The following is a 13,187-nucleotide window of genomic DNA, read 5'->3' as shown; positions in this document are numbered from 1 at the left end:
CAATCCTTTCACCGAATGGCTGACCGTCTGGCGGCTCTACCGGATACTCCGCCGCGAGCGGCCCGACCTGCTCCACAACGTCGCCATGAAGCCCGTGCTGTACGGCAGCCTCGCCGCCAAGCTGGCCCGCGTGCCCCGCGTGGTCAACGCGCTGGCGGGACTCGGCCACATCTTCGGGCGGGACGGCGGCTGGCTCCGCGCCGGGGTGAAGCTGGCCTTCCGCTGGCTGCTGAACGGCGGACGAAGCCGGGTCATCGTGCAGAACCCCGACGACTTGCGCCTATTGGTCGGGGCGTGCCACCTCAGGCCGGACGCGGCGGCGCTCATCCGTGGCTCCGGCGTGGACCTGAAACAATTCCGTCCCGCGCCCGAACCGGATGGCGTGCCCGTCGCGGTGCTGGCGGCGCGGATGCTGTGGGACAAGGGCGTGGGCGAATTCGTCGCCGCCGCCGAACAATTGCGGAACGAGGGCGTGGCGGCGCGGTTCGTGTTGGTGGGGGATTCCGACGACGCCAATCTCGGTGCCATTCCCCGTGGGCAGTTGGAGCGGTGGCGGGAAACGGGTGTGGTCGAATGGTGGGGCAAGCGCGCCGACATGCCGGCCATTTTCGCGGCCTGTCATATCGTTTGCTTGCCGTCCTATTACGGCGAGGGCGTGCCGAAGGTCTTGCTGGAAGCCGCCGCCGCTGGCAGAGCCATCGTCACCACCGACATGCCCGGTTGCCGGGAGGCGGTGCTAAATGGCGAGAATGGCCTGCTGGTGCCGCCCCGCGATGTGGCGGCGCTGGTCGATGCGCTTGAGCGGCTGCTGGCGGACGCGGACTTGCGGGCACGGCTGGGACGGCGCGGGCAGGAGATCGCCGAGGCGGAGTTCGGGGTGGCGCGGGTGATTGAGAAGACGCTAGCGATTTATCGAGGGCTGCTGACGTAGTTTCTTGGTGGCTCTTATTCTGTTCTGAGGTCATGGTAAAAAGAGGATGTGAACCACGGCCATGCGCCGACTCCCCGCCCGCCTGACGAAGGGAAATGCTACGCGTGGCAGGTCCATCGGGGCGTTGCTTGTGCCACGGGTGCGCACCTCCACCCAACCTACATGACTGGACATGATCGGAATTTACGGCGGCACCTTCGACCCCATCCACTACGGCCACCTCCGCACCGCGCTGGAGGTGAAGGAGGCCGCCGGGCTGGACGAGGTGCGCCTCATCCCCAGCCAGATTCCCCCGCACCGGGGCGCGCCGGGCGCGACCCCGGAACAGCGCTTGGCGATGCTGCGGGCGGCGCTGGAAGACGCCGAACCGGGCTTCCGCATCGACACCCGCGAACTGGAACGCGCCGGGCCATCCTACATGGTGGATACGCTCGGCTCCATCCGGGCAGACATCGGCCCCGCCGAGCCGCTGTGTTTGATCGTGGGACTCGACGCTTTCTTGAATCTGCACCGCTGGCACCGCTGGCGGGCGTTGTTCGAACTGGCCCACATCCTCGTCATGCAACGGCCCGGATCGGCACCCGAAATGCCGGACGAATTGCGGGCCGAATTGGACAGCCGCGCCACCGCCACGCCCGAGCCGCTACGCAAAAGCCCGGCGGGATTCATCCACTTCATCCCCGTCACCCAGCTCGACATTTCCGCGACCCAAATTCGCCGGGCCATCGCCGCCGGTCGCAGCCCCCGCTATCTCACCCCCGATGTCGTGCTGGATTTGATCCGCCGCCTGGATTTGTACCGGATCGGCTGACGCGGTGATTTCCCGCGCCTTCGGGCGCAGCGCCCCGTTTTCCGCCGTCTAACCTCTTAACATTAGCCATCACGACGCAAGGAGGCGAATCATGGCGCGGACGACAAACATGGTTTTCGTGGGCTTGTTGTTGGTGCCGCTGGCCGCCAGGGCGCAAGGCGGCGGCGGGTTCTCGGTGCCGGAAAATCCCAAGCCCATGGGCGCCCGGGAGCGGGTCGATGAACTCAAGCGCACCCAGGAATTCCTCACCAAGTTGCACGACCTCATGCACCAAGTCCGCGAGGCGCCCAACGGGGCGGAGCGGGACCGCCTGAAGGCGGAGCAGCTCCGCCTCCTCAACATCCATGTCCGCCCCCCCACGCCGGGCCGCCCGCCCCACAGGAGGAGGTTCAGCGGCTGATCGAAAGAGGCCACCAAACCGTAATCATCCGCTCTCATTCACCGTCATCCTCCTCCTCCGCGTAGGCTTCGGTGGTGGCGGAAGACCCGCTGCCGCAGGCCAGCGTCACCGTGGCCTTCTGGACGCCCACGCCGCCCTCCACCGTCTTGTATTCCAAATCCACCTCCACCCGCGTCGCCGTTTCGGCGATGGCCTTCGCCATGGCCTTGCCCGCCGCCGCCGCGAATTGACGGCCCATCCGCCAACCCAGGGCGGAGGCGGATTGCACGAATAGCGCCGCGTAGGAGTTGCTGGCGGCGGAACTCCACGAGTAGGCGTTGAAACTCAATTGATTGTGGAAGCTGTCGATGCTGGTGCCGCTGACAAACACATAATTGCTGGCGCTGGCGTAATTGCCCGACTCGGCGCCACCCGTTTGGCTGGCATTGCTTCTGCCCCTCGTGACCGCGCGCCCGGTGCGCGCGCCGTCCGTGACCCAGGCAACGCCCCGGCTGCGTGGCGAGTATTTCCAATCGTCCCGCCAGGTCCGGGCGAACCGCCGCGCCGAATGCCGGGCGTTGGTGGCGGCCAGCACTAGGCTGCCGTTGTCGATGTTGGCCTGGAAATCCAATTGGCTCACCGCGCCCCCCACCGGATTGGCGACGACATTGAAGCGCATGTTGAAGCTGATGCCCGCCACGCTGTAGCTCAGCGCCTCGCTGATCGCCTCGGCGGCGCTCCCGTATCCCAACGGCTCCCACCAGGCCCAATCGAACTGGCTCGTCGCCAGGGCTTCCGCGATGCTGTTCGCGAAGCAGGCGGCGTCCACGGCGGAAGAAATGACGACGTTCCCGGCGGTCTCGGGCGGCTTGGGTGTCGTCGGCGTTGTATCGGGCGCGTCGGCCCCCGCGCCGAGGGCGAAGGATAAGGAAAGTAAACCCGCACTAAAACTTATGCCGCGCATTGTCGTTACCTTTTGGCTGAATTTCATTGATAAACGCTGAATCCCGGTAAGTGGTCCATCGTTCGATGTAATGGATAAGGCTATATTGGTAAACGACGGCGTAAAAATAATGAAGTTGGCGGGAGGGCTAGTAAATAAGCGCTATTACTGGCGATGGCGGCGGGGCGCGGGTTTTGATACTCAGCGACCAGTTATCCGGAAAGGCGCTTATTACCTTTGGGTTCCGGCGAATGGCTTAGTCTAGCCTAAACAGGGGGGGCGGTTACGCCCAATGGCGAATGTTGACCGGCGGGAAAAATATATAACTTATTTCGCAAGCCAGAGGCGCATCTCCAAGACAATGTTTGAAATAAGTCAGATTTTTGATGGATTCCCACGCCTGAATGGCTGTTTTAAATAAGGAGATTCCCGTGAAAATACCCTTTTATATTTTGCTGGCGTGCGGTAACGCGCTCGCCGTCGCGGAGGCCCAGCCGATGCCCATGGGACCTGTGGAGCTTGACGCCGTCACGGCGGGCACGTCCAGCATCGCCGTGGGGGCCACCGGCGCCAATTCCGCCCAGTCTTCCGCCGCCAGCGCCTCGGCCCTTAACGGCCAAAACTCCACATCGAGTGGCGCGGGCTTGGCCGTCGCCGACGGGATCGTCATCCAGCATGTTTCCACGAACGGACTTGATCCTTTGGCGGCGACGCTCTTCGGTGATTTGGGTCCGCTTGGTTTCGGGGTTTTCGCCCTGCCCATTCATTAACCGAGTCACTGGTGCCGATACCCGGTTATTCCTTTCACCCAGCTAACGGAGCCGTCATGTTGAACCAGAAAAACCGCGTCCTCGCTGTGGCCGCGACGCTTGCCCTGTCCCTCGCCGACAGCGCGCGGGCCGAACCACTCACCCCCGCCGAATTGGACGGCGTGACCGCCGCCGGGGCGGATGCCGCCGTCGTGGTGGTCGCCCAGGCGGCGGGCGATATTTATGCCCGCGCCACCACCACGGGGGCCACCACCGTGGGGCAAACCGCCGCCGATAACCCGGTGCTCAGGGGCTATTTCGCCGCCGCCGCCGGCACCGCCACGACCCTGACCCTGGGCAACGGCACCTCGAACACCGCCGTCAGTCCCACGGCGAATGTCCCCTCGGGCCACGGCCAAAGCTACACGGTGGGTGGCGGCCTGACCGTGGGCGGGGTGGATATCACCTCGGGGGCCACCCTCAAATTCAGCACGCCTTTGCTGCCCAATCGTTTTTAAGCGAAGGCGCGAACCCGTTTTGGCTTGCATCGCGCAGCCAAAAAAACCCCGCTCCATCGCGCCTGGAAGGCGTGCAGGATCGGGAAAATCCCAGCAGAAGTTCGACAAGGAGTGATTTATGGAAGCTAAATTTCTGAAAGCCATCGCGACGGGCGCCTTACTGGCGATTAGCGGCGTGGTCGCCGCCGACGAACCCGTGGCGTTGAACGAAGCGCAGATGGACGGCGTCACGGCGGGTGGCGCGGCCTTGGCGGAAACCGCCGCTTCCGCGTTCGGCCTGATTAGCGCCGCGACCTTCACCGCGACGCTGACCGATGTCCGCATCGTCACTATCGTTCCGACCGAGGCCGGGCAACTGGCCTATGTCCAGTCGACGAGCCAAGCCGCCGCCGCCGCTTCGTCCTTCTGAAGCCAGTTCGCCAACAACGCTAGACCAACAGGAGATTTAGCATGAAAACCTTTAGCTCAGTGATCGCGGCGGCATCCCTGCTCGCCCTGGCCAGCCAGGCTGGCGCCGAGGAAGCCATTCAATTAAGCGCGGCTGACATGGACGGCGTGACCGCCGGGGCCATCGTGGTTCCGATTGCCAACGCGGTGGTTCAGACGGTGGGCGTGGGCATCGGCAATGTGGAGTCCGGCTCCCAATCCGTAGCCCAGGCCGCCACAAACACGACGATTCCCAATGCCTTTGCCGCCTCCGCCGGTCAAAACACCTCGTTTGGCCTGTCCGCGCTGACCATCATCAACGGGCAGATCATCGGCGGTGCCAGCGCCGTCAGCGCCACGGCTTCGGCGGCCACGATCCAGTAAGCTTCGCGATGATGGGACCCGGACTTTGATAAGCCGGCCTTGCCCGTTTTCCACGATGGCGTGGGGATTTGGGCGGGGGAATGAATAATCAGGCTTTATCCGGTTAGTCCTTCCAAAAGGGTTTCATGCCCCCGCGTATCCGAGAACGGCGCGGGGGCTTTTTTTTCTCAATTTGTGGGATGGGTGGAGGCGCACTTGGAGCTGGGCCGAAGATTCCAATGACGCTGAGTGCGCCGTAACCCATCGCGCCATTAGGTTTTTTGGAATTGGCGATATTTCCATGGCGCATCCCCACCCATCCCGCAGCTTATTGTGATGGAGATTCCTGCCATGCCCAAGAATTCATCAGGTATTCCTTTCTCCCTAAACCCAGCCATGGCCTGGATTATTCCGTTTCTGATAATCATGGCCGGGCCGGTATATCCCGATGGGCGCAAACCCGTCCAATCCCTGCTGGAAATGCGCCGCGACCATGTGGTGGTGCAGCAGTTCGATATTAGCTGCGGGGCGGCGGCGCTGGCGACGCTGCTCAATTATCAGCATGGCGATATGATCGGAGAAAAGGAAGTCGCCAAGGGTTTGATGCGGCGGGATGAATACGTCAAGAATCCCGGCCTGGTGCAAATCCGCCAGGGTTTCTCGCTGCTGGACCTCAAGCGCTACGTGGACCAGCGCGGCTACGAGGGGACCGGCTTCGGCAAGCTCACCCTCGCCGATCTCATCGCGAAGGCGCCCATCATGGTGGCCCTGAACATGCACGGCTATAACCACTTCGTGGTGTTCCGGGGGTTGAAGGGCGACCGGGTGCTGTTGGCCGACCCGGCCTGGGGCAACCGGACCATGCGGGTGGAGCGGTTCGAGGAGGTGTGGATTGACTATCCGCGGATCGGCAAGGTAGGCTTTGTCGTCTCCCGGAAGGACGGCGTCCCACCCCTCAGCGAGTTGGCGCCCCGCGACCGGGACTTTGTGATGCTGCAATAAACGGAATCTACGCGGCTCACCGTTCGCGCTTCGCTACCCCAGCCGAACGGTCAGTCGCCCCCACCGCCCAAGGAGGAGTCATGGCGCCAGTCACGCGCACGTTCATCGGTCCCGCCCCTTCCCGCCTCGCCCCACTCGCCGCGCTGACTGCCGCCGTATTGGCGGCGCTTCCTTCGCCGCCCGCTGACGCCGCCGCCAAGACCCCCACCACCCGCGAATTGCTGGAGAAAATCGAGCAGCGTGACGAGCTGATCGACGATCTGAAACAGCGCGTCCAGGCGTTGGAGCGCCAAGCCGGAAGGCCCGCCACGCCGCCAGCCTCATCGACCAGCCCGCCACCGCCGCCCACCGCCGCCGCGCCCAGCCCGCCGCCGCCCCCCGGCCAAGCGTCCGCGCCGCGCCCCAAGGCCGGGGCGGCCGCGCCGGGTCAGTTCGAGGTGGACGAGGAGGCCGCCCAGCGCGCCTTGGAGCGGACCCTGGTCATCACCGGCGCGTTGCTGCTGCCCTATGGGCAGTTCGAGGTGCAGCCGGGCTTCTCTTACAACCACGCCCAGAACGACTTCCCCGCCCTGGTCCGCGCCCAAAATGGCAGCAATGGCATGGTCGCCGCCGCCGTGGACACCCGCTCCGATTTCATCGGCGGCAATGTGTTCATGCGCTTGGGGCTGCCGCTGGATTCGCAGCTTGAGTTCTACGTGCCCTATCAATCCATCGACCGCGAAACCGTCGTGAGCCAGGGCGGCGGGGTGCTGAGCTACGACGACAGCCAGGGCACCGGCTTCGGCGACATCCGGCTGGGCCTGGCGAAGACCTTGCTTCAGGAGAAGCATTGGTGGCCGGACGTGATCGCCCGGCTGACCTGGGACAGCGACACCGGCCAGACGCCCAACCGGGTGGTGCTGGGCAGCGGCTTCGACGAGCTGCAAGGCTCCATCACCGTGACCAAGCGCCAAGACCCGCTGGTGTTCATCGGCAGCGTGGCCTACCAGTCGGCCTTCGAGAAGCGCAACGTCAGGCCCGGCGATGTGTTGTCCTTTTCATTGGGCGCGATCTTGGCCGCCAGCCCCGAGACCTCGCTCCGCGTCATCCTCAATCAGAATTTCGTGGACCGGGTGGAGGTCGACGGCGACGCCCTCAAGGGCACCGACCGGGTGAGCAGCACCCTGAACTTCGGTGCCTCGTCGATCCTCGGCAAGGGCTTGTTCTTGGATTTCACGGCGGGGATTGGGCTGACCAGCGATTCGCCGGACTACACCGTGGGCGTGTCGCTGGCGAAGCGGTTTGATTTGCCGTTTTTGCCCGCGCTTTGACCGTGGGAGCGGGCTTCAGCCCGCGCCGCCTCCCGCCGTCAGCGTTAGCGGGTCGCGGGCTGAGGCCCGCTCCCACTTCACGGCCAGTTAATCCGACGCCTCCCCGCCAAAGCTCGTCGCCAGAAACACCGCGTGGGTCCGGTTGATCGCCTTGAGCTTGCGCATGATCTGGCGGACGTGGACCTTGACCGTGCTTTCCTGCATCCCCAGCTCGTAGGCGATGACCTTGTTGGACTTGCCCTGCCGGAGCAGGTCGAACACCTCGGTCTGGCGGGGCGTGAGTTCGCAGGGCAGCACGAATCCGTCCTTCTCGGCGGCGGATGGCTCCCCCGTTCCGCCCGGATCGGCGTCGGCGGCCAGCACGCCGGGCGGAATGAAGGTGCCGCCCGCCAGCACCAGCCGGATGGCCTGCATCACCATGGAGGGTTCCAGCGCCGACGGAATATAGCCGCGCGCGCCGTCCCGCAAGGCGCCCAGGATATGGTTGGGGTTGGCGCAATCGGACAGGATGACCAGCGGAACACGGGGGAAGTCCTCCCGCATCCGGGCGTGGTCCATGCGCATCTTTTCATCCAGCGGACACAGGCCGCCCAGGTTGAAGATCATCAAGGCCACCTCGGTGTTGTGGGCGGGGGGGGCCGAGTAGTACTCCTCGAAGCTCGCCACGGGCCACACGGAGAAGTCCTCCGACCGGCGGTTGGCGGGGAAAGGCCCCGATAGCAGGCGGGAAATTGAGGTTCGCGAGAGGGGCCGTGGATCAATCAGCACGATGCACGCCCTTAAGCTTTCCGTCGCCCCGGCCTCCACCGCTTGGAACGCATTCTCGACCGCGAACAGGGGTAATCCGCTGGGGCGGGATTCGTTGGCACCCGCCAGATTATCCAAATAATCTAAGCATTCGCTGTTTCCGATACCGGAAGCCATTGTGCAACCTCCCTGGTTATATAATGGCGAAGGATTGGCCGGATATTATTCCGGTGGCCATGGTTTCCTTTTAGGGTTGCTCGAAATCCCGGCCCTCAACCGATCATCGAAAACCCCGCTTGGGTTTTTAATACCTATTTAGGCGTATGTCAGGCCAAGAATCATCGCCATGTCCTTAAGGCTTATTATTCCTATCGAGATCTAATAAGCCATCCGCGTTAAAAATAATTAGCCAAACATCTTATAACAAGTTCCCAGGCCAGAATGCATACGGAGACTTACCGACCAACGCGCTGGTGACTAAAATTCCCCACGACCCTGACAGGGCCGACTAGCGCCGCTGCTTGATAATCCAGACATTCCCGGCCCAAAGCGTTGCAAGGCCGGGAAGCTCAATCGTCCTCCTCCTCGCTGGCGATTTGCCGGATCATGTAATGCACGGCGTCGGCGATATTATCCTCGCTCAATGCATCATGCCCGCCCTTGCCCGGCATTCCGAGAAATCCCTTGCTGGCATGATTCTCGAAAATACCCGGGAAACCTAAGGCGCGGGTGTCCCATTCCAGTGGGTCATACAGGCTGGGGGCATTATTTTTGCCGGTATTGTGGCACTCGCCGCAGTGGGCGTTATACACGTACATGCCCTGCCGATAATCCGGTTGATGGGCGTGGCCGGACGGCGGCGGGTGGGTGGCGGTTTTGGAACAGGCGGACAGTATCAGCGTGAGAATCATCAGGCTGGGTGTTTTTGAGGAGGTATTGGACATGGATTTTCCCCGAGACTATTTTTTGACCTTGGCCCACTCTCAAAACCCGGCCCCGCCGAGGCGGGCCGGGTCGAATCGAAGCGGCGGGTAAATTAGCAGGAGACGGGGCGCTTGGGCAGGGGAGGACGGGGCGGTTGGGACAGGTATCCGTGGAAATTCATCGTCATCCGTGGGAGCAGGCTTTAGCCGCGACTAAACCTATCGCCCGAAGGCGCGGCCATCCGCGATTCGCTCGGTCCCGGTCGCGGGCTAAAGCCCGCTCCCACCCACCCGCACCGCCACCATGCTGATGTCGTCCTCGAAGTCGGCCTTGCCCCGGAAGGCGCGCAAATCTTCCAGCAGGCACTGAATCATGGCTTCGGGCGGTTGGTGGTCGCCATGGCGGCGGAAAGCCTCGCACAAGCGGCACAGCCCGAAGAATTCGCCCTGCTCGTCCTGGGCGTCGGTCACGCCGTCGGTGTACATCAGCAGGCGGTCGCCGGGGCTAAGCACCAGCCCCCTTTCTTCGAACGACACCTCGCGCCTGACGCCCAGCACCAAGCCCTCCGCGTCCAGTTGCGCACAGCCGTTGGCGCCGCGCCGCATGAGCAGGGCTTGGTTGTGGCCCGCGTTGGCGTAGCGCAGCCGCCGGGTGGTCAGCTCGTAGCGGAGGTAGAACATGGTGATGAAGAACTCCGACCCGCTCAGATCGCTGTACAGCACATCGTTGAGGGCCGCCAGGATTTCGGCGGTGGCGGGCGGCTCGCTGTGGCTCCGGCGCAGTTCGGCCTTCAGGCTGCTGCGCATCTCCGCCATGATGAGCGCGGCGCCCACGCTGTGGCCGGACACGTCGGCGATGACCAGATCCACGTTGTCGCCGGACCCGAAGAAGTCGAAGTAATCCCCGCCGACGTGCGCCGCTGGCACGCAGATGCCGGCCACCTCGATGCCGCGCAGCCGCAGCGGCGCCTTGGGCAGCAACGACATCTGGATTTGCCGGGCGATTTCCAACTCGTGGCGTTCCTCCTCGGCGCGGCGGCGCTCGCTCACGTCGGTCTGGATGCCGATGTAATGGGTCAGGGCGCCGCCCTCGTCGCGCACCGGGGAGAGCAGCAGTTCGTTCCAGAAGGCCGTCCCGTCCTTGCGGTAATTCTTGATGACCACCTCGCAGGCGCCGCCCGTCCGCAAGGCGTCGCGGATGGCGTCGCGGGCGGCTTCGTCGGTGTCGCAGCCTTGCAGGAAGCGCAGGCTCCGGCCCATCAATTCTTCGCGGGTGTAGCCGGTGATGCGGCACAGGGCGGGATTGGCGTAGATGTTCGGATAGCCCGGCTGGCGGGCGTCGGCGATGGCGATGCCGACGTTGGCGGCCTCGATGGCCCGGTCGCGGAGGCGCAGGGCGTCCTCGTAGCGCTTGCGGGCGGTGATGTCCTGATCCATGCCGCGCCATTTGACGATGCGCCCATCGGTCCCGAAGATCGGCGCGCCGGAGGACTCGGTGTAGACCTCCTGGCTGTTGCGGTGGCGGTAGTGATTGAGCAGCTTGCGGAAGGGCGCGGTCACCTGGCCGATGGGGGCCAAGGTTTCGAACCATAGCTTGCGGTCCTCCTCGGTGAGCAAATCCAGGTAGTGCTTGCCGATGATCTCTTCCGGCGCGTAGCCCAGGATGCCCTGCACGGCGGCGCTGCTGTAAGTGTAGTGGCCGCTGGCGTCCTGCTCCCACAGCCACTCGCCCACCATGTCGGCCACCAGCCGGAAGCGCCGCTCGCTTTCCTGGAGCGCCTCCCGGTCGCGCTTCTGCTGGGTCATGTCCTGCTGCATGGCGAGGTAACGCGCCACCTTGCCCGCCGCGTCGCGGATCGGCGTGACGGTCTCCAGCGCCCAATAGGTCTCGCCGTCGCGGCGTCGCCCCTGGACCTCGCCGTGCCATTCCTCCCCGGCCCGGAGGCTGCTCCATTCGCCCCGGAAGCTGGCGTCGGACATGCGGCCCGAGCGCAACATGCGGAGGCTCTGGCCGATGGCTTCCGGGGGCGTGTAGCCGGTCAGCCGGGTGAAGCCCCGGTTCACGTATTCGATGCGGCCTTCCTGGTCGGTGATGAGGATGCCCGCCGGGCTTTGGTCCACGGCGCGGGACAGGATGGTCAGCTTGTCCTCGGCCCGCTTCCGGGCCGTCAGGTCGTGGATGATCCCGACGAACATGCGCTGCACGCCCCGCTGCAACTCACCGATGGAGAGATACATGGGAAACACGCTGCCATCCCGGCGCTGCCCCATCACTTCCCGGCCTATGCTGATGATTTTCTTGACGCCGGTGTGGCGGTAGTTTTCCAGGTATTGGTCGTGCCGTTCCCGATCCGGCGAGGGCATGAGCATTTTGACATTCTGGCCGATGGCCTCGGCCTCCGGGTAGCCGAACAGCCGTTCCGCCGCCGGGTTGAGCAACTGGATGATGCCCCGCTCGTCGATGACGATGACGCCGTCGGTGATGGTGTCGAGGATGGCCCGGAAGTTGGATTCGATGTCGCAGAAGGCGGTCTCCGGCGCGCTCGGCACCGCCGCTTCAAGGCGGAGCAAAGCCACCCGATGGCCATTGGACAGCACCGGCTCAATCCGGCAGCGCAGCATCACCAGGCCACCGTCGGGGCGGCGCCAGCGGGCCACCCGGCGGCAGTCGGCGGGGTCGGGCTTGGCCGAATTCAGCCATTCCCCGGCGGTGATGGCTTCGGGGTGCAAACCCAGTTCCGCCGCCAAGGGCCGCCCGCGCAAGGCTTCCTCCCGGCCACCGAGCAGGCGTTCCGCCTCGCCGTTCAGGCCAATCAGGCAGCCCAAATCGTCAACAACGCACAGGCCATGCTCGCAGCCATCCAGCACGGCCCGCGTCAGGGGATCAAGCGTGGTCAAACGGGCGTTCGTGTCGCGGTCCATCGGTCATTCCGGTGTTTGTTTAATCTCGGACTTGCCCTGTTGCTTGCGGGTTCCGGCCGGGATTCCACCGTGTTGGTGGCCGTGCCCGTCCAGGGGAGGCGCGAACCCGCAAGCACTCCATAAAGCCGCCCGCCCCGCCCCGGCGCGGGCGGAGCGCCCATGCTTCAGTGCGCCACGGCGAGGCTCAAGAAGGCTGGTGCGGAAGAGCGTCACGATGGAATCGGCGGCGGGCGCCGGACTTCCCCGTGCGGCTTGAACCGGAACGGGCGCTTGCCCGCTCCGGGATTCGATGAGGGATTCTACCCAACCCTCTTCCATGGGGGAGGTAAAGAATTAGGAGGTGGATATTTAATATTTTCGACCCATTCCCGCGCCCGTCGGGCCGGTTGGCGTCGCGCCCTGGCCCTTGGCTGGGAAATAAGGCCCGTACTGGGTGTCGACATACCAGTTCTGCCACACATAGGGCGGGTTGGTGATGGGCTTGTTGCCCATGGGGGCCGAGACAATATCGACGATGCCTGAGAATGCCCGGCCCATCGCGTGGGCCATGCCTTTGATCGTGCCCCCGGTGATGCCGAACAAGAGGTTGGTCTGATTGGAGGTGCTGATGATGTTCTTCGGCACTTCCAACATCCCCAGGGTGAGGTTGGAAAAGCCCGAGCCGAGCTTCTGCCCCACGGCCTCGCCATAGCCATTGTCCGTTTCCGCCGCCATGGCGCCGGGTCCGGTGAGCAACAGCATGGCGGCGGAGAATGCCATTGTTCTTATATATCTGGACATGAGTGGCCTCGCTGAGTGAGTAATGGTCCGGTGCGGCCCGGCGGAATCGCGCCTCCGCCGATGGGCAAGCGTAGCAAGATTAGGCAAATGGCGGGGTTTTTTCAAACATTGCGAAGCGGGGCCAGATAAATGGGTGGGCCGGAATAAGCCCGTCGGACCCGACGCGGACGAGGGACGTTTCCGGCAACGCAGCCCACTCGGCGACGGATCGAGTCCGGAGGGCAAGGTTAGCTTTGGAGGGTGGGTTAGGCGCACACTTCGCAAGAACCCTGCGCTTGGCGTCGAGTTTGTCGTGCGCCGTAACCCACCGTGCTAACTGGAATGGTGGGTTACGGCGCATGACGAATGCAACAGAATTAGCTGGTTTCAATCGGATGTGCGCC

The 13,187-nt window shown here is 64.1% G+C and carries 14 protein-coding genes; 9 read left to right on the top strand and 5 right to left on the bottom strand.

Translation table 11 applies throughout. The features are described from left to right. From ACXWUF_RS09415 to ACXWUF_RS09405, 3 genes are all read left to right on the top strand, one after another. A partial coding sequence (locus ACXWUF_RS09415; protein ID WP_458494414.1) for a glycosyltransferase family 4 protein occupies positions 1 to 931 on the top strand: 931 nt, incomplete at its 5' end. A 172-nt stretch (positions 932 to 1,103) separates the two neighbouring features. Beyond that, on the top strand, positions 1,104 to 1,742 hold the full coding sequence (nadD, locus tag ACXWUF_RS09410) for a nicotinate-nucleotide adenylyltransferase (protein ID WP_458494413.1): 639 nt from the start codon (positions 1,104 to 1,106) through the stop codon (positions 1,740 to 1,742). 91 nt (positions 1,743 to 1,833) lie between these two features. Beyond that, positions 1,834 to 2,142, top strand: coding sequence for a hypothetical protein (locus ACXWUF_RS09405; protein ID WP_458494412.1), 309 nt, complete (start codon positions 1,834 to 1,836; stop codon positions 2,140 to 2,142). 34 nt (positions 2,143 to 2,176) lie between these two features. Here the strand turns inward: ACXWUF_RS09405 and ACXWUF_RS09400 are convergent, their stop codons facing one another. Further along, a complete protein-coding gene (locus ACXWUF_RS09400; RefSeq protein ID WP_458494411.1) occupies positions 2,177 to 3,085 on the bottom strand; it encodes a hypothetical protein in 909 nt (302 codons plus the stop codon). 410 nt (positions 3,086 to 3,495) lie between these two features. On the opposite strand from ACXWUF_RS09400, the gene ACXWUF_RS09395 reads away from it, so the two are divergent. The 6 genes from ACXWUF_RS09395 (at position 3,496) to ACXWUF_RS09370 (ending at position 7,432) form a co-directional block, all read left to right on the top strand. Further along, positions 3,496 to 3,834, top strand: coding sequence for a hypothetical protein (locus ACXWUF_RS09395; RefSeq protein WP_458494410.1), 339 nt, complete (start codon positions 3,496 to 3,498; stop codon positions 3,832 to 3,834). A 56-nt stretch (positions 3,835 to 3,890) separates the two neighbouring features. Further along, positions 3,891 to 4,331, top strand: a complete 441-nt coding sequence (locus tag ACXWUF_RS09390) for a hypothetical protein (RefSeq protein ID WP_458494409.1) — start codon at positions 3,891 to 3,893, stop codon at positions 4,329 to 4,331. A gap of 118 nt (positions 4,332 to 4,449) precedes the next feature. Continuing rightward, a complete protein-coding gene (locus tag ACXWUF_RS09385; protein ID WP_458494408.1) occupies positions 4,450 to 4,740 on the top strand; it encodes a hypothetical protein in 291 nt (96 codons plus the stop codon). 41 nt (positions 4,741 to 4,781) lie between these two features. After that, complete coding sequence (locus tag ACXWUF_RS09380; protein ID WP_458494407.1) at positions 4,782 to 5,141, top strand: hypothetical protein; 360 nt, start codon at positions 4,782 to 4,784, stop codon at positions 5,139 to 5,141. A gap of 330 nt (positions 5,142 to 5,471) precedes the next feature. Next, positions 5,472 to 6,122: a C39 family peptidase gene (locus tag ACXWUF_RS09375; RefSeq protein WP_458494406.1), complete on the top strand. Its 651-nt coding sequence runs from the start codon at positions 5,472 to 5,474 to the stop codon at positions 6,120 to 6,122. An 80-nt stretch (positions 6,123 to 6,202) separates the two neighbouring features. Then, on the top strand, positions 6,203 to 7,432 hold the full coding sequence (locus ACXWUF_RS09370; protein WP_458494405.1) for a transporter: 1,230 nt from the start codon (positions 6,203 to 6,205) through the stop codon (positions 7,430 to 7,432). 87 nt (positions 7,433 to 7,519) lie between these two features. Here ACXWUF_RS09370 and ACXWUF_RS09365 read toward each other — a convergent pair whose 3' ends face one another. The 4 genes from ACXWUF_RS09365 to ACXWUF_RS09350 form a co-directional block, all read right to left on the bottom strand. Further along, a complete protein-coding gene (locus ACXWUF_RS09365; RefSeq protein ID WP_458494404.1) occupies positions 7,520 to 8,356 on the bottom strand; it encodes a LuxR C-terminal-related transcriptional regulator in 837 nt (278 codons plus the stop codon). A 392-nt stretch (positions 8,357 to 8,748) separates the two neighbouring features. Then, positions 8,749 to 9,123 (bottom strand): c-type cytochrome, encoded by a 375-nt coding sequence (locus ACXWUF_RS09360; protein ID WP_458494403.1) that lies wholly within the window; start codon positions 9,121 to 9,123, stop codon positions 8,749 to 8,751. A 249-nt stretch (positions 9,124 to 9,372) separates the two neighbouring features. Further along, positions 9,373 to 12,024, bottom strand: coding sequence for a PAS domain S-box protein (locus ACXWUF_RS09355; protein WP_458494402.1), 2,652 nt, complete (start codon positions 12,022 to 12,024; stop codon positions 9,373 to 9,375). 348 nt (positions 12,025 to 12,372) lie between these two features. Further along, positions 12,373 to 12,783 carry an exosortase system-associated protein, TIGR04073 family gene (locus tag ACXWUF_RS09350; RefSeq protein ID WP_458494401.1) on the bottom strand — a complete coding sequence of 137 codons (411 nt, stop codon included), beginning with the start codon at positions 12,781 to 12,783 and terminating at the stop codon, positions 12,373 to 12,375. Positions 12,784 to 13,187 lie beyond the last annotated feature (404 nt).

The organism is Methylomagnum sp. (assembly GCF_054333355.1).
The sequence above is the reverse complement of the archived record's forward strand: the minus strand, read 5'-3'. Positions and strand labels throughout refer to the sequence as shown.